The 18,889-nt window shown below is 39.4% G+C and carries 11 protein-coding genes; 3 read left to right on the top strand and 8 right to left on the bottom strand.

What is annotated here, in order from left to right:
• Window positions 1–43 precede the first annotated feature (43 nt).
• Genes AACZ73_RS10690 through AACZ73_RS10680 form a run of 3 tightly spaced genes read left to right on the top strand, consistent with a single transcriptional unit; the run spans window position 44 to window position 5,299 of the window.
• Window positions 44–1,090, top strand: coding sequence for an FAD-binding oxidoreductase (locus tag AACZ73_RS10690; RefSeq protein ID WP_339877695.1), 1,047 nt, complete (start codon window positions 44–46; stop codon window positions 1,088–1,090).
• Between the two features lie 21 nt (window positions 1,091–1,111).
• Window positions 1,112–4,402 (top strand): biopolymer transporter Tol, encoded by a 3,291-nt coding sequence (locus AACZ73_RS10685; RefSeq protein ID WP_339877694.1) that lies wholly within the window; start codon window positions 1,112–1,114, stop codon window positions 4,400–4,402.
• Between the two features lie 15 nt (window positions 4,403–4,417).
• Window positions 4,418–5,299 carry a YicC/YloC family endoribonuclease gene (locus AACZ73_RS10680; RefSeq protein ID WP_339877692.1) on the top strand — a complete coding sequence of 294 codons (882 nt, stop codon included), beginning with the start codon at window positions 4,418–4,420 and terminating at the stop codon, window positions 5,297–5,299.
• A gap of 46 nt (window positions 5,300–5,345) precedes the next feature.
• Here the strand turns inward: AACZ73_RS10680 and AACZ73_RS10675 are convergent, their stop codons facing one another.
• The 8 genes from AACZ73_RS10675 to AACZ73_RS10640 form a co-directional block, all read right to left on the bottom strand.
• On the bottom strand, window positions 5,346–6,014 hold the full coding sequence (locus tag AACZ73_RS10675; RefSeq protein ID WP_339877689.1) for an energy transducer TonB: 669 nt from the start codon (window positions 6,012–6,014) through the stop codon (window positions 5,346–5,348).
• A 166-nt stretch (window positions 6,015–6,180) separates the two neighbouring features.
• Window positions 6,181–6,858 carry an energy transducer TonB gene (locus tag AACZ73_RS10670; protein ID WP_339877687.1) on the bottom strand — a complete coding sequence of 226 codons (678 nt, stop codon included), beginning with the start codon at window positions 6,856–6,858 and terminating at the stop codon, window positions 6,181–6,183.
• Between the two features lie 69 nt (window positions 6,859–6,927).
• A complete protein-coding gene (locus AACZ73_RS10665) occupies window positions 6,928–7,329 on the bottom strand; it encodes a VanZ family protein (RefSeq protein ID WP_339877685.1) in 402 nt (133 codons plus the stop codon).
• Window positions 7,307–7,684, bottom strand: a complete 378-nt coding sequence (gcvH, locus tag AACZ73_RS10660) for a glycine cleavage system protein GcvH (protein ID WP_339877684.1) — start codon at window positions 7,682–7,684, stop codon at window positions 7,307–7,309. The genes AACZ73_RS10665 and gcvH overlap by 23 nt, the downstream gene beginning before the upstream one ends.
• 56 nt (window positions 7,685–7,740) lie before the next feature.
• Window positions 7,741–14,757 carry a cell surface protein SprA gene (sprA, locus tag AACZ73_RS10655; RefSeq protein ID WP_339877920.1) on the bottom strand — a complete coding sequence of 2,339 codons (7,017 nt, stop codon included), beginning with the start codon at window positions 14,755–14,757 and terminating at the stop codon, window positions 7,741–7,743.
• Between the two features lie 126 nt (window positions 14,758–14,883).
• Window positions 14,884–15,480 (bottom strand): Holliday junction branch migration protein RuvA, encoded by a 597-nt coding sequence (gene ruvA, locus AACZ73_RS10650; RefSeq protein WP_339877682.1) that lies wholly within the window; start codon window positions 15,478–15,480, stop codon window positions 14,884–14,886.
• Window positions 15,477–17,747 (bottom strand): NADP-dependent malic enzyme, encoded by a 2,271-nt coding sequence (locus AACZ73_RS10645; protein ID WP_339877680.1) that lies wholly within the window; start codon window positions 17,745–17,747, stop codon window positions 15,477–15,479. Before AACZ73_RS10645 ends, ruvA begins: the two co-directional genes overlap by 4 nt.
• A gap of 23 nt (window positions 17,748–17,770) precedes the next feature.
• Window positions 17,771–18,868 (bottom strand): DUF4837 family protein, encoded by a 1,098-nt coding sequence (locus AACZ73_RS10640; protein ID WP_339877678.1) that lies wholly within the window; start codon window positions 18,866–18,868, stop codon window positions 17,771–17,773.
• Window positions 18,869–18,889: the final 21 nt, after the last annotated feature.

Here is an 18,889-nt window from a genome sequence, read left to right as displayed (position 1 = left end):
GAGTAAAGAAACAAAATAAAGAATTAAACCTTTATTTTGGGTTATGGAAATTGATTTTTTGCTCATAGGACAAGGACTTGCTGGTACGGCATTGGCCTATAGACTGAAGCAAGCTGGTAAGAAAATTAAGATTATTGACAATCCTAAAGCTAATAATTCAAGCAGAATTGCTGCGGGGCTTTTTAATCCTGTGACAGGCAGGAAGATGGTTAAGACCTGGAATGCTGATTTACTATTTCCTATGATTATACCATTTTATCAGGAATTAGAAAGGATTACGGGAAGAAAATTTCTGACTGAAAGACCAATCTATAGGCCTTTTCTCACGATAGAAGAACAAAATGAATGGATGGGGCATAGTGCTGATCCTGGATTTGAGACATACTTGGAAAAGATACATCAAGAAAGTCAGTCTGAACATCTTAAAGACCCTTTCGGGGGTGTGATGCTTCGCAATTCGGGCTGGCTGAATATCAACAATCTACTAGATGCGATGTCTGCGTACTTTAAAGAGGAATTGATTCTAGAGCAATTTGATGAAGATTTACTTTCAAGAACTGATGAACTTTGGAAATACGGGGGAATAGAGGCGAAGGCGATCATATATTGTAACGGACTTGGCTCCATGAGATCCAAGTTCTTTAATTATCTTCCATTTGCTCCTGTCAAAGGCGAAATTTTGGAAGTGAAGCAAGAATTCACTCCAGATTATGTAGTAAATAGGGGTGTTTTCCGGGTCCATTTAAAAGATAATATTCATCGGGTGGGATCAACTTACACCAAGCATGACTTGGAAGTAGGGCCTACAAATGAGGCAAAAACAGAGCTTTTGGAAAAGCTTATTGATTTGGTTAGGTTGCCAGTAGGTGAAATAATAAGTCATAAAACAGGAATCAGGCCTGCCACCAGAGACAGAAAGCCATTTTTGGGAAAACATCCTTTCGAAGACGGCGTTTACATATTCAATGGTTTTGGAGCCAAAGGTGTGTCACTAATTCCTTATTTTAGTGCGCAAATGGTTGATCATTTATTAAAAAATAAGGCTATTGACTTTGAAGTGGACATAGCTAGGTATTTTAATTATATTTAAAAACATCTTTCAGCAAATCGAATGCGATATCACCTATTCCGAATTTTAGTTTTTGCTGGGTTATGGTTGAATTCATTTTTTGCCCTTGCTCAGTTCGACCAAGAGCGCTTTGGCAAAAACAGAATTCAGCACCAGCAATTTGAATGGTATTTTTATTCCTCAAATAATTTTGAGGTTTACTACTATGATCGTGGAGGTGCAAATGCCAAAATGGCTATCGATTATTTGGAAAGCGAGTTTAACCGACTTACCCAGATGATTGGTTATGTTGCCTATACCAAACCCAAAATCTATATCTATAATTCTCCTGAAGAGCTTCTACAGAGTAATGTAAATCTGAACAAAGAGGAATACAATGAACAGGGTCAAACCAATTTTAATAGACTCTTGGCAGAGGTAGCATATAAAGGAGAGATTGATTTATTTAAAGAGGATTTGATTTACGGTACCGTAAAAGTGATCATAGAAGAGATGCTATACGGTTCATCAGTTTCAGATGCTTTTCAATCTAACCTTACCAATAGTTTTCCTGAATGGTATGTAGATGGAATCGCTTTATACCTAGCTAAGGGCTGGAGCAGGGAAATGGATGATTTTGTGAGGCATTACTTTGAGGAAGAGGAAACTCCCAAAATCCTAAAATTAAAAGAAAAAGAAGCAGCCTTAGTTGGCCAATCTGTTTGGAATTACATTGCCGAAAGGTATGGGAGAAGGTATGTGTCTAGCGTACTAAATCTCTCAAGAATAAACAGAAATGAGGAAAATAGTATTGCCAATACGGTAGGCTTAAATTATAAAACCTTCACAGAAGATTGGAAAAAGTATTATTTGGATATTAATAAGCAAGTTTCATCCACCTTCAAAGATCCAAATATCGAAGCGTCAGTAGCAGAAACTTCCCCAAGATTCATCGGAGCCATTAATGATATTAAGTTCAGTCCGGATGGATTAAATCTTGCCTATGTAATTAATAATGGAGGTAAGTATAAAGTTCAGGTTCGTGAACTGAGTTCCGGACGTGAACAGACAATTTTTGCTGGAGGCACCTCGCTCCAAGATCAGCCGGCTAATTTCATCTCTCCTATAATCGCATGGCGGGACTCTGCAAATATTGCTATCGCATCATTCAAAAGAGGATTTACCACTCTGAGATTACGTTCTTTGGATGGTTCGAACCAGGATAAAATTTTCCTTAGGAACATCACTCAAATTCTGAGTCTCGATTTTAACAGCACAGGTAAAAATATGGTGCTTTCGGCTATATCTAATGGCAAATCTGATATATATACTTTAAATGCAAGAGGGGCTGGAAAGAGGTTGACAAATGATTCATTTGACGAATTGACGCCGGTATTTTTGAATGATTCTACTATTATCTATTCGTCCAACACGACTAATCTGCCAGATTCCCTTATGGGTAAAAATCTCGAGATGAAATCTTTACCTGATCATTATAATCTTTTTATGGTGCAGGTGACAGATACTATTGTCACGAAACAGCTGACTAATTCAAATAGTAAAAATATAAGACCTCGAAAGATAAATAGTAACTCCATAGCTTATCTCAGTGATCTAAGCGGCATTAATAACCTAATGCGAATGAGTATAGGAAATCAGGTGTCGAACCAGATTTCTGCTTATAATAAAAGTATTGAAGCATTTGATATCAATTCGCGAATGAATAGAATGGCTTATTCAATTCGTGATGGGAGGGAGAGTTATTTGGTGGTTGAGAGTTTTTCCAATTCAGATCAGTTTACACCAAGTACTCCCAGAGTGCAACTTGAGCAAGCGAAAAGTCTAAATGAAAGACTTGCTGCTAGGAGGCTTTTAGAAGAAAAGCAGGCTCGGGAGAATCCTCCTAGAGTGGAGACGAATGTCATTCCGCCTAGCCAACCATCAATTAAAATTGATACCACTGCAAGGAATTCTACTTCTTCAATTGATCTCAAGCGATTGAGTTTTGAATCAAAAAACGGCATCAATACAGACAATTATAAATTTGATACTTTACCTGCAAATCTTAATACTCAGGTAGCAGAAGGATCTGATTCCAAAACAAACCTGCTAGAGAGTTTTAGAAAAGAGAGTTTGAAGAAGAGAGTGACTGGACCTCGAGAAATGGAGCCTCAGTTTTTTATCAATAACATCAATACCAGATTTGTTGTAGATCCACTCAGAGGTTTTGGGATTGGACTAACGGGCAAGATGACCGACTTACTGGATAATCATTCCTTTCAAGGAGGAGTCATGACCACACTGGATTTCAGATCTGGTGGAGACATCTTTTTTGAATATGAATATTTGAAAAGTAGAGTAGATTTCAAAGGAAGATTTGACCGGAAAACTATTCGCATTTCCGAAGGAGATGTCACTTTCCAGAAATATGTTTTGACAAAAGTAGAAGCAGGATTCTCTTATCCTTTGAATGCAAATGCTAGACTTACTTTAGCTCCATTTGTGGCTAAAACGCAGTATTTCAACCTTAACCCAGATTCTCTGATAATGGGACAGGATCGTGATCAAAATAGGGTTGATGTAAATTATTTGGGAGGAAAGGCAGAATTTGTTTATGATAGAACGCAGCCGCTGGGATTATATTCACAGGCAGGATTCAAAGGAAAAATTGGGTATACCCAATATCAGTCCTTTGGAAACAAAGAACGGTCATTTGGAAATTTCTATGTTGATCTGAGGGAGTATTACACAATTCATAAAAACATTGTGCTAGCAGGTAGATTGTATGCAGGATCATTTATGGGAAATAATCCGCAGACCTATATGCTTGGTGGTATGGACAACTGGCTCTTTAACGAGTTTTATAGACCTCCATTAAATAGACCGGAATCTTCCCCAATAAGAAATCCTAACGGAGTAGAGAATTCGAATATTCTTTTTGCAGACTTTGTGGATTTAAGAGGGTATAATTACGATGAGATACGTGGTAGAAATATGGTGACTTTTACCGCTGAGTTGAGAATACCTGTTTTCTCCTATTTGACCAGAGGTAATATCACATCAAATTTCATTCGGAATTTCCAGCTTATTGGGTTTTATGATGTAGGATCGGCATGGAATGATTCGGCTCCATGGGAGCGCGTAAATGACCAAAATACAGAAGTGATCAATACTGAGGGATCGCCGTTTACGATTACTCTTAATAATTTCAATAATCCTTGGCTTCAAAGTTACGGCGCTGGATTGAGAACCGTCCTGCTTAACTATTATGTGAAGTTTGACGTAGCACGGCCAATTCGAAATTATGAGGCAGAAGACTTAAAGTTCTATGTAACTTTAGGCTTCAATTTCTAAAAGACAAATTTTATTATGATCAAATCAATGACCGGTTTCGGAAATGCCGGATTTGAGGATGAGCGGATGGTGATCCAAGTGGAAGTCCGTACGCTTAATTCAAAATTTTTGGATCTTTCTATCCGAAGTCCCAGACAGTTTAATGATAAAGAACTTGAAATAAGAAACTTGGTTCAATCCATTTTAGATCGTGGTAAGGTGAGCATTTCGATAGATTTCCAGTCAAAAGGTTCTGCGGAAATGCCTGTCAGTATCAATGAAGACCTCTTTAATTTGTTTTACCAGAAATATAAAGGCTTAGCAGATAGTGTGAAGGATGACTCTGGGGATTTATTCAAACTTGCTCTTCAATCGCCAAGTGTAATCACACAAGTCACAGGAGAGCAGCGGGATGATCAGGCGGATTGGGAAGAAATCAAAAAAGTCCTCACTACAGCACTCAATAAGTGTGATTCTTTTAGACAAGACGAAGGCAATTCTCTTGAAGATAAACTCCAGGGAAATATCAACGCAATTGGGAATGGATTGAAAAAAATCCAACAAGAGGAGGGGAATCGAAAAGATAGAATCAAGCAAAAAATAAGAAACCATTTTAACGAATGGTTAGATGAAAATTCCTTTGATGCTAACCGCTTTGAGCAGGAATTGATTTATTATTTCGAAAAGCTTGATATTACAGAGGAGATCGTGAGGCTTGACACGCATCTTAAGTATTTCTCTAAATGTCTAAATGAAGAAACGAGTCAAGGGAAAAAGCTGGGTTTTATATCACAGGAAATAGGTAGGGAAATCAATACTATTGGATCCAAAGCAAATGATGCGGAAATGCAAAAGCATGTAATTCTGATGAAGGACGAGCTGGAAAAGGTGAAGGAGCAATCACTAAACGTACTTTAATAAAGGGGCTTTCACAGCCCCTTATTTTTTGATTTATCTTTTCGGACTAATTTAATCGAAAGCGTATAGGCATGGTCATTCTGGACCTAACTGCCCCTCCCGACATTTTACCAGGTACCCAATTAGGAGAATTTTCGATCACCTGTTTGGCCATCTCATCGCATCCTCCACCTATTGATCTTACTAATTCTATGTCTTGTATGGAGCCGTCTGTATTGACTACAAACCGAACGATAACCATTCCTTCAATGCCAATTCTTTTAGCCTGTGAAGGGTACTTGAGATTTTTATTAAGATATGTATACCATGCTTCCATTCCCCCTTTAAAAGTTGCCTGGACATCGACAAAGTCTTCTATTTTATCTATACTTTCTACAATCGGAGCAGAGCTTATCTCTACCTGGGGGATTTCTATGTTTTCTGTTGTATTAAGGTCAATGTTAAGATCTTCGATTTTGTCAATAACAATTTCATCAGGTTTTATTACTATTTCAATAGGAATTGGAGGCGGGGGAGGAGGAGTATGAATTGTAATTGGAATTTCCAGATCAATCCAGTCATCTTGAATGCTACCCAGGTCTTTTATGATACTCTTATCTTTTGCTTTCCATTCGAAAGCCACCAATACTGCTCCGAGACTTATTGCAAGTCCCAGGTTAAACAATGTGCCAGACCACTTTTTCAGGTCTGACTTCGGATTCTTTTTGTGTTCCATGAGTGTAATATATTAGAGGTTAGAAAAAAACTTATCAAATAAATTACATACTCTAACTCATTGATAGTAATATGCTAACACTATTTAACTAATTAAAAAGTTGTTAAAAATTAGGCATAAAAAAAGACCCGATAATCGGGTCTTTATTATTTTTGAATCGTATCGATTAGCTCAATTTGAATCTGATAGGAAGTCTCATACGAGTACGTACTGGACGGCCTCGTTGTTTACCTGGAGTCCACTTAGGAGCAGCACTTACTACTTTTACTGCTTCTTCATCACATCCTCCTCCGATTCCTCTTAATACTTCAACGTCTTGAATAGAACCATCCGTATTTACTACGAATACTACGATTACAGTACCTTCAGTACCCATTCTTCTTGCTTGAGTTGGGTATTTAAGGTTCTTGGAAAGGTATTGATTCCAACCTGACATTCCCCCTGGGGGCTCTGGCTGAGTTTCCACCACATCAAAGATTTGATCTACTTTTTCCTCTACAGGAGCTTCAGCGATAACTACTTCTTTGATTACAGTAGTTTCTTTTACATCGACATCGAAGTTAACTTCGATCTTCTCTTCAATTTCTACTTCATCAGGAATCTCCTGAATGATCGGCTGCTCCACTGGTGGTGGCGGTGGTGGTGGTGGCTGCTCTGTGATTGGAATATCTAGCAATTCTTCGAAATTGTCAGTTACTTGACCTAAGTCTTTCAATGAACCGTCGTCAAATGACTTCCATTCGAAGGCAGCAAGGGTAGCACCAACAGCAACTGCCAAACCCAAGTTCAGGAACATTCCTGACTTTTTGGTTAGATCAGCACTGGGAGTTTTTTTTGCTTCCATGATACGTTTGGTTTATTAAGGTTAAATTTTCTTCTACTTCAGACTAACAATTGTAATAATTAATGGGCATTAATCCAAGCCAATCTTTGCTGTTGGAATCTTAAAATATGCTAATAAGCCTGTAAATCCACCTATTACATTGACTATCATGTCCATATAATCGAAACTTCTGAATGGAATATATAGTTGTGCACATTCTAAAACTATGCCTACGGCTATTCCGAAAATCAGAAAATTGGTAAGAACTCTTCCTTCCAATCCTTTAACAGATTCTCTTTTAACGCCTACTCCACACCAAAAGAAACTTAGAGTTCCAAAACATATTACGTGGATTAATTTGTCCTCAAATTTAAAAGAGGGATCTGGAAAATTATTTCCTGGAGTCAGCATGGCAAATAAGATGACGATTAGACATGCTATGGCAATTCCAAGTCTCAAAGTATTTCCTTTATTTTCCAACCAACTCAGCATATTCTGCTGCAGAAAGTAATTCTGAAGGTAGATCACCAGTGATTTTCACTTTGATCATCCAGCCTTTTTCATAAGGCGATTCATTGACTAATTCCGGAGAATCTTCCAAATCAGGATTAACTTCCAAAATCTCACCTGAGACAGGCATAAATAAATCAGAAACGGTCTTAACTGCTTCTACTGAGCCAAAAACTTCATTGGTGTCCAATGTTTCACCAGTAGTTTCAACTTCCACATATACAATATCTCCTAATTCACCTGCGGCAAATTCTGTGATTCCAATAGTGGCAATATCACCATCAATTTTAACCCATTCGTGGTCTTTGGTGTACTTTAATTCTTGAGGAAAATCCATTTTCTAAATAGTTAATACGGGAGTCAAAATTAATAGGAATCGAGCAAGTATAAAATCTATTGCCCTAAATTAAATCTAAGTTGTCCACCAAATGCAGTGGAAGTTCTCTTGTATGCAGTAGTTACTCTTGGATCATTGATTGTTCTGTCAAAATATAAAGTCAGATTCAGGTTTTGATTGATTAGATAGGAGATTGTTGGTCTGATCGAAATGTTTAGATTTCCGCTCGTGACAGTACTTCCTTCTTCTATTTTCCGTTGAATTTGCTTTGTGCTGACCACTTTAGTATCCAGATTAAATTGAAGGTCATTTTTCAGTACGGATTGTTTTCCCTGGAATTTAAAAGGAATTTTCACTCCTGCTTTTGTGTAGCCCAACTTAAGTCCAAAATCGTGGCTTTTTTGCTCAGTTACCTGCGAATTAGAGAAGTTCAGACCGAGGTTTCGCTCTTTGTTATAGATCAAACCAATATTCAGCCTGTCCTTTGTAAGCATGTCAATGCCTATGAATGGACCGAATCTCTCTGTCAACACCACCTGATTTAATACATAGATTGGAATATATTGCCCTTCCTCATTGACTTGAGATGGTCTTGGAATATTTTGAAGTGTATTATATAGTTCCAAACCTTCCTGATACTGCAGAGAGTTGGAGAAGTTACTTGCATCATATGTGGAGGTATACATATGGGAAATGTTGATGCTACTGAATATTTCACTCAATCCTTTGATCCTGGAAAGCCCCCGATAATCCAATCTCCAGTTTGGAAGTGGTGTTTTTGGGAAAGCATTTATATTAAACGAGGCTGCATCTTTTCCTCGGTAAGCTGCTAAAAATGCCGGGATCAAAACATCTTGTCCATTAAGGGAATATTCACCACCAGTGTTCATAGCATCTAACCTGCTTTTGATAATAGCTCTGTTGTTTTCGAAATCTGCAAAAAGAGGAGAGAAATTATCAAATCCATCTTTTTTGAAGCTTGTGCCAATCATAATTGTAGTGATACTGTAGGCACTAAGTCTACTAGGGCTTAATGATTCGTAAACGCCCGGATTATCTTCAGAATTTCTGAAAATCTCCTGATAATCGCCTACTTCTCGCTTTGATGCACTTAAGGTTATTTTAAAGTCTTGAAAAGGTTCGATCAAACTTCCAAACCGCATATTGACTACACTACTTTGCTTAAAAGTCTGAGTAAGCTGGCTACTCGGAGCCATAATTCCAGCTTCAGCAAATTGATTTCTAATTCCGGCGTCCTGACTACCAAAGAGGAATGCTAAGCCTGGATTGTCAAAAGCTCTATCCATTCCTAAAAGTCCTGTATTTGGCATATATCCAGGCAAAAATGTTCCTTCAATTTTACCATAATTGAATGTCACTTCTTTTACCATCATCAGCGATTCCAGCAACTTGTTAGTAAAAGGTGTTCCAATGGTGTCTTTTGCTTCAATGCTTGTCCTGCCGGGAATACTTGGACGTTTCGGGGCATTCAATGCAGCAAGTCTTTTACTCTTATTATAGAGTTTTATCAGATCAAACTTACCGACCAAAGATTGGTCCCGTGTGTTTTGAATAGAATTACCAAGCGTATCTTTTTGGCCTATAGCACCAGTCAACCAAGTGTAGGTAGTGATGTATTTGTAATCAGCTTTGATCCAATCCGTGAGAGGAGATTTATCTAAAGGTAAGGTATAGTTGATGTTTACACTGTGGTTATAATTAGTACGTCTACCAAATCTCCAAGCGTTATATCGGACAGAATCAGACTTTTGTTCTGTGTCAAGGTCGCCCTCCGGCTCATCTACTACAGCCATCACACTTCCACTGTAATCCACCCTTAGACTTTTCGTTAGATCCCAGTTCAAAGAATAAAACCGGTTCAAAAAGAAGCTCTTCTGAAATAGAGGATCAACGCCGTCAGTACCCAGCTGGTCATTTCTATACTGCGAGCGCAAATGCTTTCTATCCACATCTAATCTTGCTAATATTTGGGTAGGAGATAGGTTAAAGTTGAAATCTTTGATTAACTGCAAATGCCGGGAATTTAAGAATCCAACGTTTTTAAACGGTTCTACTACGAGTGCTTTGGGCTGAAAATTATAAGTTACATTTCCACGGTAGGTTTTGTAGCTGTAGTCTTCTATTTGTGCATTTGTCTGGTTCATTATTCCAAAAGCATAAGAAAAAGACAAGTTGCTGATGTCGTAGAAATGGCCTTTTGCGTCTGGATTAGCTTTTATTTTACGAACGTTATTGAAGCTTATATTTTTGCGATTTACTTGATCAAGCGCAATTTTTCGATAGGCATCTTTTTCATCTTGGGTATCAAATTTTTGGAGTGCTACTTCAAAAGGTACATCTGGATTCAACGGGTCATATTCCGGCTTAATCGTGCTATTCTCCATAGAGAAATACATCGGTATACTTACTCCTAGTGCCTCTGGTAAAAGCTTGTGAATATCCACGTTGGTGGATATATCGTATTGGGTTGTGGCTTGTCTCTCACGTTCTGAAAGTCTAGTCTCCAAACCACCAAAGCCAATTGAGTTATGTCTGATTGACCCTGATACCATTGCTACATCAGCAATTTTTACATTCATTAGTGCATTTGCTGCCCAACCATTGGATTTTGTGAATCCAGTTACGCGCAGCTCATCAGCCCAAATGCAAATGCTTCTACTTCCACCACCGTTTGTTCCAGGATTTCTTACACCGATCATGGAAGTTTGTGATTGATTCAATTCAGGTCGACCTACTACAGTCACTTTGTATCGGCCAATTTGTTGGGAAAATGGGATGTTTAGTGGTACAGGTTGGCTGTCCCGTTCCACTTTTACACCGACTACATCCTGTATAGCTATATCAATTTCATTCTCAGCAGGCCAGATTTGATCAGGATCCCGTGTGCCTTTTGGTGTGATAATAAGAGGAACTTCTATTTCATAGTAGTTATTTGAGTTATCCGTACCTAACCTTAGGAACGCTGTAATTTCTCCGTCTAATGCATCTTCACTGTCTGCATGAAGGAACATTTTGATTCGCTCAAACTGTACTAAATCTAACGTGACATTTTTGAAAACGGCTCTTGCATCTTTTGCCCCGAGATCTTCCACACACACGCGTAGTGATTGCTCATTTAATCTCCTTTCTACAGTGGACGTATTGTCTCTATCTCTATTGATCCCAGGAGGAAGAACATAGGGGCTTTCTGTCGCACTACCTTGACTATTTTCCTCTATACTCACTACATCGACGGTCACATTTGAATTGTCCGGCTCAGGAATTTCGAAAAGTCCTCTTTCGAACAAAGATTCTTGGAAAACCCTCCATTGACTGCCGACCATGCGGAAGTTTGCCATTCTAAGCACTACTGGCTGCTCGAAATCCGTCAAGTAGGTTCTGATCCATCTGATCGATTTGAAGCCGGTTATGTCACCTTCTACCCGGTCAGGCTGGCGAACTGGAATACGGAACAAAAACCAGTCGACGCTTTCTCCATTTACGTTGGCAGTAGTCTTATCCACGATATTATTTTGCCCAACCACTAAACTACCTGGCTTCAGATCCATCTCGTAGGAGTAGTAGTTTTCTAATTCATTGATGGTATTGTCAGTATTCAAATCTTCATTGTCTGGAGTATTGGAGCCAGAAGGTGTGTAGGGAAGATTTTCATTGGCTGTGACAGGCGTATTGCCTTCCATGCCGTTAAACTTTTTATAACGCTCAAGAATCTTCGCATCATTCTGATCGAATCTTTCATCTAGGTAATAGTTAAACAGATCTCCGGAAACATCCTCAAGGATTTGATTTCTAGCGGTAGTACTTACATTGATTCTATTTAAAAAGCGGCTGCCGAAATAAGCTATTTCATCTTCATTTTTCAATCCATCAAGGCCTACATCCTGGTTTTCCCGTGAGGTCTCGGAGTTATCGAAAGCTGGTAATAAATATTGCTCACGGGTGATTCTTCCCCATTCATTCTGGCTGGTTTCTGAAGGATCCCCATCTGCGGGAAGACCATTTTCGAAGGAGTGTCTACCATCTTTCATTACGTCTTCAGAGATATCACCAAGATTGATGAAAAGTTTACCCCCAGTTGTATTGTTCTGATTGAAAATACCATCGAGTACCTTACCATTTTCTCCTTCGATAAAAGGATCCATCAACCAAAATTCTATGTATTCTATATTTGTCCGGTCAAAATCAACCTCAGTAGTAATCGCTCTTGTCACCCCTCCATAATTCAGTTTGGGATTTGGAAGAAATCCATCTGTGGTGAGGTTGGTGTTATAATTATACATGCCCCGCTCGCTCGGAAAGTAGGCCAACTCAAAAAGCGGCTCTGGGGTGACGATGACTTCTCTGTCCTGCTGTGGGAAAATTTCCTGTGGCAGAACTCTTCTCACGTAGTGATTCTGACGGTCTTCTCTGGTAATATTGGATGGGACACCTGGGCCACTTTCCCGATAAAAAATATTATCAATATTGTACCAAGCCACTCTGGCTCTTCGATAGGACGCCCCAAGATTGTCTTCGGTTTGATTGCTTAAATCAAATCTATCGTCAAATGTCTGCGGAGTAGAAGATAATTTCCAGTTTTGGTTTGCTGCTGCCCCTAAATTATATGGAGTAATAGCCGCTTCAAAATCATCAATATATGATGCTGGATCGCCATTTACTTTATTGGAAGTCCCGGGAATGAAATGAGCGAATTCCCCATTAATCTGAACAAGGGAAGTTTCTTTCGTACTTGTAAATGGAAGGGCATCTGCCATTTTTGTAAGCCAGCGTGATTCATCACTGAAATTTCCATCCAATCCCCAAATACTGTTTCTCAGCGTCTCACTTCCTGTAGCTATTCTAGTGACATTCGGACGCTCATTTAAATAGAGAAATGTACCCCCAACATTTAATTTATCACTGACCAGATAATCCAATCGAGTCCCAAGTAAACTTCTTGTTTGGAAGGATACCAAATCAGCTTTTTCAAAACTTACATTGATCTGCTTACCAGACTGAAGAATCGCATCATTGATTATTACCAATCTACCTACATTGTAATCGATGGTGAAATCAACCCCCTCAGTCAAAGGGATGTTTCCGGCCTGCACTATCACAGATCCAGGTGAAATATTTAAGCCTGGCAATTGGATTTCGCTGGCTGAACCAGCAGTCAATCTTCCCTTTATAAAATATTTATTAAGCTTAGTGACCAGTTCCGCATCTGCTTGAGTGGTTCGATATAGTGTATCATATATGTATTTGTCCTTCAGCACAACTTCTCCGGGTTGGAAATATTGCTCAAGATTTGACCCAAAAGGCTCCAAAACTGGAAATACCAACAGTCCGCGATCAGTTAGTATGGTCAATCCCTCCACGAAATCAAAGTTACCGTCAGGCGCAGGATCGTTTTGAGGATTAAGATTGTCCAAACCGGTAAGCCTAATTAAAGGTTTATCCTTGGCAATTGCGCCTTCCAAAAGTGAAGGATTATCTAAGCCAGTCCTGTCATCTCTATAGATTACCTGTAGTTGAAATCCATCTCTAGTGATCTGATTTGCATTTAGACTATAAACATTCTTCATCATTAAATCCCAGGTAGGGACACGCGTATTGATACGGGCGGGACGAAGGAGCTTCAAAAATATCAATTCATCTTCTTGTCTGCTTTGGTAGTCTTCAGTTAGTTCTCCGACTTTGTAAACTTGGCCATTAAAAGTGTATTCATAGGATACTGCCAAAACTTCATCATTTTGAAGTCTTCTGAAAAGCGATAGGTAGCCAAGTTGAGGATTGAAAAAATATTCTGTTTCATCCAATTTCCGGGCTCCATTAATTTGTTCAAAGTCAACGCCTTTTTGGATGCCTAATGCTGATTCAATTGCTCTGGAACCAGTATCAAATGGCCTGAAAGCAGGGTTACTGGAAATGTTGGAATAGAGCTGATTTGAAGAATTTCCCGCCGGCGCTGAAGGATTGCCGGGGCCTATATTTGGGTTTGTAGGATTATTAATCACTCTTCCTTCCCCCAAATCCATGAAGGCCGTAAAGTTCCTTAGCGTTTCTGTGTTTGCGGCACGGTTCATAATGTATACCTCGATTCTGGTAACATTTACACCGGAAAGAACTTGTGGAAGACCTCGTAGCCATCGCTCGTAATTATCGCGGAAGAAATGGCCGATAAAGAAATGTCTGTTGTCGTCGTACTTGGACGCCTGTATATCAAATGATCTGCCTTGGCCATTTGCATCGATTGTCAGATTATCCCGACGTCCTCTTTGAGTTGAGGCTACAGCCGTGGCCGTCAGCTTGCCGAATTGTAGTTGTGTTTTTACCCCAAACAAATTCTGTGCTCCCTGGATCAACTGGTTCTGCACGGGCAGGCTCACATTCCCAATTTCAATGGACTTAATAATATCTTCTTCAAATCCTTTAAACTCAAGCTTCATTTGATTTTGGAAATCAAATGAATTGTTTGAGTCAAAGTTTGCCCCGATTTTCAGCTTTTCTCCCAATGACCCATTTACTGCCATTTGAATTTGTTGGTCAAAATTAAAACCTCCGTTTCGCTGCTGCCTAATTGGCAAGGTAGGGTTATCTATCCTTCGGAAAATTGCCCCAAAGTCGAGATTGACATATCCTGAAGGAACAATATTAATTTCACTTCCCCCAAAAAGCCTATCAAATGTAGGACTGATAGTTAGTGGAGGGATCAGGCCTCTTCCTTCTACGGCACTTTCCCCATCTCCGCCACGTGCTCTACTCCGCCAATAGTCCTGCCTGACTTTATATTCCTGTATTTTTGAAAACTGTTCGAAGTCATACTCCTGCTCATTACCCACCCGAACGGTGTCAATCTGATCCATCACATTATATCGAAGCGTGGAATCGACTTTTACTTCAACGTTCTGAGTAATCGGACTTGACTTGTAAAAGGGGATCTGCGACTGTAAGAAAGGGTTTCGAGAAGGGAATAGGGGATTCGTCCTCAGATTTTGCCATAGCAAATATGAGGGGGTTAGTCTCCTTAGATTCAATGAATCAATCCGGGACTGAATACTGTCGGGATTAATCTGTTGAGCCTTAGAAGTGGAATAGGCAAGTAGTAGACCAAATAGGATGAATAATTCAGGCCAACTACCGAGAAACCTCCTCCCGAAAAAAGTTAGTACACTCCAAAAGTTCAATACAACTTAGAATTATGATGTCTTTAAAGATGCTTTAATTAAATCTTCTAATGAAATTTCTCCTGTGGTTTTTTTGAGGACTGACGCGATATTCTTCTCTGCGGCAGGTTTTGGAAAACCAAGGGTAATTAGAGCTTGTAACGCTTCTTCACGGATCTTATTGCTTGATTTCAAAAATCCAAGTGGAGCTGTCATCGTATCTGATCCACCTTTACCGACCTTATCCTTTAACTCCAAAATTATTCTTTGGGCAGTTTTTGCACCTATCCCTTTGACATGTTGGATAGTAGCTACATCGCCAGATAGAATAGCCTGCTCAATTTCGTTTGAGCTTAGGGAGGAAAGAATCATCAGGCCAGTACTAGGCCCGACTCCATTGATAGATAACAATAATAAAAATAGTCGCTTTTCATCTTCTTGTTTAAATCCAAAAAGCGTATGTGCATCTTCTTTGATGTGTAAAAAAGTAAGGAGCTTGATCTGCTCCTCATCCTTGATTTCAGTATAAGTTTGTAGCGAGATTTTCACGTGATACCCAATTCCATTTACATCTATAATGACGTAAGTAGGATCTTTGAATACTAATTTACCTCTTAGATAGTCGATCATAAATTGTTTGTTGATTGAGCATCTACTACGGCTACGGCTACCATGTTTACGATCTCCCGTATTGAACTTCCTAATTGTAAAATATGGACAGGTTTATTCATCCCAAGTAAGATAGGACCAATTGCTTCAGAATTTCCAAGCTCAGCAAGAAGCTTATAAGCAATATTGCCAGAACTTAAATCTGGGAAAATTAACGTATTAGCTCTTTTGTTTATCAGTTTGGAGAAAGGATACATTTCCCGTTGAATATCTTCATTGATCGCTACGTTAGCTTGCATTTCTCCCTCGATTACCAAATCCGGGTATTTCTTCTGAGCGATGGCAGTTGCTTTTGCCATTTTATCCGGAATATCACCTTTGGCTGAGCCGAAGTTGGAATAGGAAAGTACTGCGATCCGAGGTTCCATGTTAAAGAATCTCACTGCATCTGCCGTCAAACCAATTATTTCAACCAATTCATCCGCAGTAGGATTAAGATTTACCGTAGCATCAGCAAAGAAATATGGGCCTTTCGGTGTATTCATGATATACATACCAGCTACACGGTTGACGCCAGGTTTCACACCAATTGTCTGCAAGGAAGGCAGAATAGTTTTAGGGTAATCACGCGTAAGACCGGAAATAAAAGCATCCGCAGCTCCTGACTCTACCATTAACGCACCAAAGTAATTTCTCTGAGTGACTAGTCTTGCAGCATCACCCGCAGTCATTCCTTTTCTTTGACGTTTTTGGAAGAGTAGATCTGCGAATTTCTTCAGCATTTCTTTTTCTTCTAAAGGATCAATAATGGTGACGTTAGTCAGGTCTAAAGAATTGTCTTCAATGAGAGAGAGGATTTTATCACGCTTACCTAGAAGGATTGGCTCACCTATTTTTTCATCACGGATGATCTGAGCTGCTTTAAGGATTTTTCTATTATCTGCTTCTGCAAATACTACACGCTTTGGATTCTTTTTAGCTCTGGCAATCACTACAGACATCAATCTCTGGTCGATTCCAATTCGCTCCTGAAGCTCCAGCTCATACGCATCCCAGTCATTTATAGGATACTTTGCCACACCAGTTTCCATGGCAGCCTTTGCCACAGCAGGAGCGATGGTTGTTATCAGGCGGGGATCAAGGGGTTTTGGAATTAAATACAATCTTCCAAAGCCAAGTTTATCTTCTCCGTATGCCTTATTTACAATATCCGGAACAGGTTCTTTAGCTAGTTTTGCTATGGCATGAGCTGCGGCAAGTTTCATTGCTTCGTTGATGGCAGTAGCTCTCACATCTAATGCTCCTCTGAAAATATAGGGAAATCCAAGTACGTTATTCACTTGGTTAGGATGATCTGATCTACCTGTGGCCATGATCAGGTCCTCGCGTGCTGCAACGGCAAGATCATAAGAAATCTCAGGATCTGGATTTGCCAAAGCAAAAACGATCGGGTTTGGAGCCATCAGCATGAGTTGGGCCTGCGTTACTATATTTCCTGCAGAAAGTCCTAGAAATACATCTGCTCCAAGTAGGGCATCCGAAAGTGTATGCAAATCTCTGTCGGTTGCAAATTCTCTTCGAATATCATCCAGGTCAATCCTGTCCGAACGTAAAATACCGATAATGTCACATAGGACGATATTCTCTTTTTTGATACCCAGAGAAATATAAAATCTGGTACAGGAAATCGCGGCGGCTCCAGCACCATTCACTACTAATTTGATTTGAGAAATATCCTTCTCTACAATTTCTAGCGCATTTAATAATGCTGCCCCGGAAATAATTGCAGTGCCATGCTGATCATCATGCATGACAGGAATATTCATTTCCTTCTTGAGTTCGGTTTCTATTTCAAAACATTCTGGTGCTTTGATATCCTCAAGATTTATACCTCCAAAGGTCGGCTCAAGAGATTTTATAATCTGGATTAACTTCTTGGGATCCTTTTCATTAATCTCAATATCGAATACATCAATTCCTGCAAATTTCTTAAAAAGCACTCCTTTCCCTTCCATTACTGGTTTGGAAGCTTCAGGGCCTATATCCCCAAGTCCCAAAACAGCTGTTCCATTTGATATGACGCCTATTAGGTTACCTTTTGCAGTGTATTTATAAATGTTTTCTACGTCTAAAGCAATTTCCTTACATGGCTCTGCTACCCCGGGAGAGTAGGCAAGCGCTAGGTCCATCTGACTGGAAAGAGGTTTGGTTGGATTTACTTCAATTTTGCCTGGAGAACCTTGCGTATGATAATTAAGTGCGTCTTCCTTGCGGATTTTGATTGCCATAAAAAGCTAGTATAATTTGGGTTTTAAGCCCCCTGGTCTTCATTCCAACTTACATTGGTATTGAGAAGAATGGTCTCTATTTCACGGAGGGCGTCTCTGTGTATTTCATTCGGATAGAATACGAACCCTTCAATGTAATAAAGTTTTCCTTTTTTCTGGTCAACCATGATGTAACCTAAATAGGATCCGCCCATGCTTACGTTGTTAGTTTTCCAGGAGCCTCTTATTTCGGTGGTAAAATTATCATTAATCACCATGTTTCGGAAAGCTGGAGGGATTTGTTTTTCGGTCACCACATAAGAAGTAGGATCTTCCGGATCACCAAAAATATGTTGTTTTGTAATGGAGTCTCTCAGATTGAGTATGTTAGCTGGGAATGTTTGCTCCTCGGATTTGTAATCAGTTTCATAGAAAAATAAACTGATGTCTGCACGATTGCCTGATGGTGTGATTTGTCTAACCCAAAGAAAATCATCTTCAGACTTTGCTACTTGATAGGAGGCAGGTACGTTTATTTCTATTCCAAGATTCTTTTTCGCTTCAGAGGCTGCCGCTGAATTTTTACGGGCAAGAAGGATTTTTTCAAGTCTTCCTCTTTCCCTTACTTCAAATAGGTTTTGTAATCGATCGCCGTTTTTCTTCAGGTTAGCAATAAGTTGATCTTCTGTATTGCCAAAGAGATATAAAACTTCTTGTCCGATAGCATATTCATCTTCCATTCTCAACGAATAGATGTTGGTGTCGTTCATAGCTTTCTCTTTGGATTCTTTAGAGAACTGAGCGTTTATTGCTTGGCTAGCAGACCCTTTATCATCGAAGGTTGTGACATATATTAGGTTTGTAGACATTTTGAGCATGCGTGTCATAGCTCTGGGATCCACCGTGTTTACTTTGAATTTAGCCTCAGAACGTATCATTCCAGGAATGTCAGATTCGAAAATTTCTTTTAATTCCTCGCCCACTGGACCAGCCCATTTGACTGAGTCTATGACTAATATTATTTCCCCAATTGATCCTCTTGCTTTTGGTTTGGAACTATCCGCAGTTGTGCCATCGGACTCGCAGGAAGAAAGTATGATACCCATGGTTAGGGCTACGAGAATTGATGAGAAGGTCTTCATTTTTGGTTGTTTGTTTCTTGT

It is taken from the genome of uncultured Algoriphagus sp. (assembly GCF_963974835.1).
GTDB lineage: Bacteria > Bacteroidota > Bacteroidia > Cytophagales > Cyclobacteriaceae > Algoriphagus.
The sequence above is the reverse complement of the archived record's forward strand: the minus strand, read 5'-3'. Positions and strand labels throughout refer to the sequence as shown.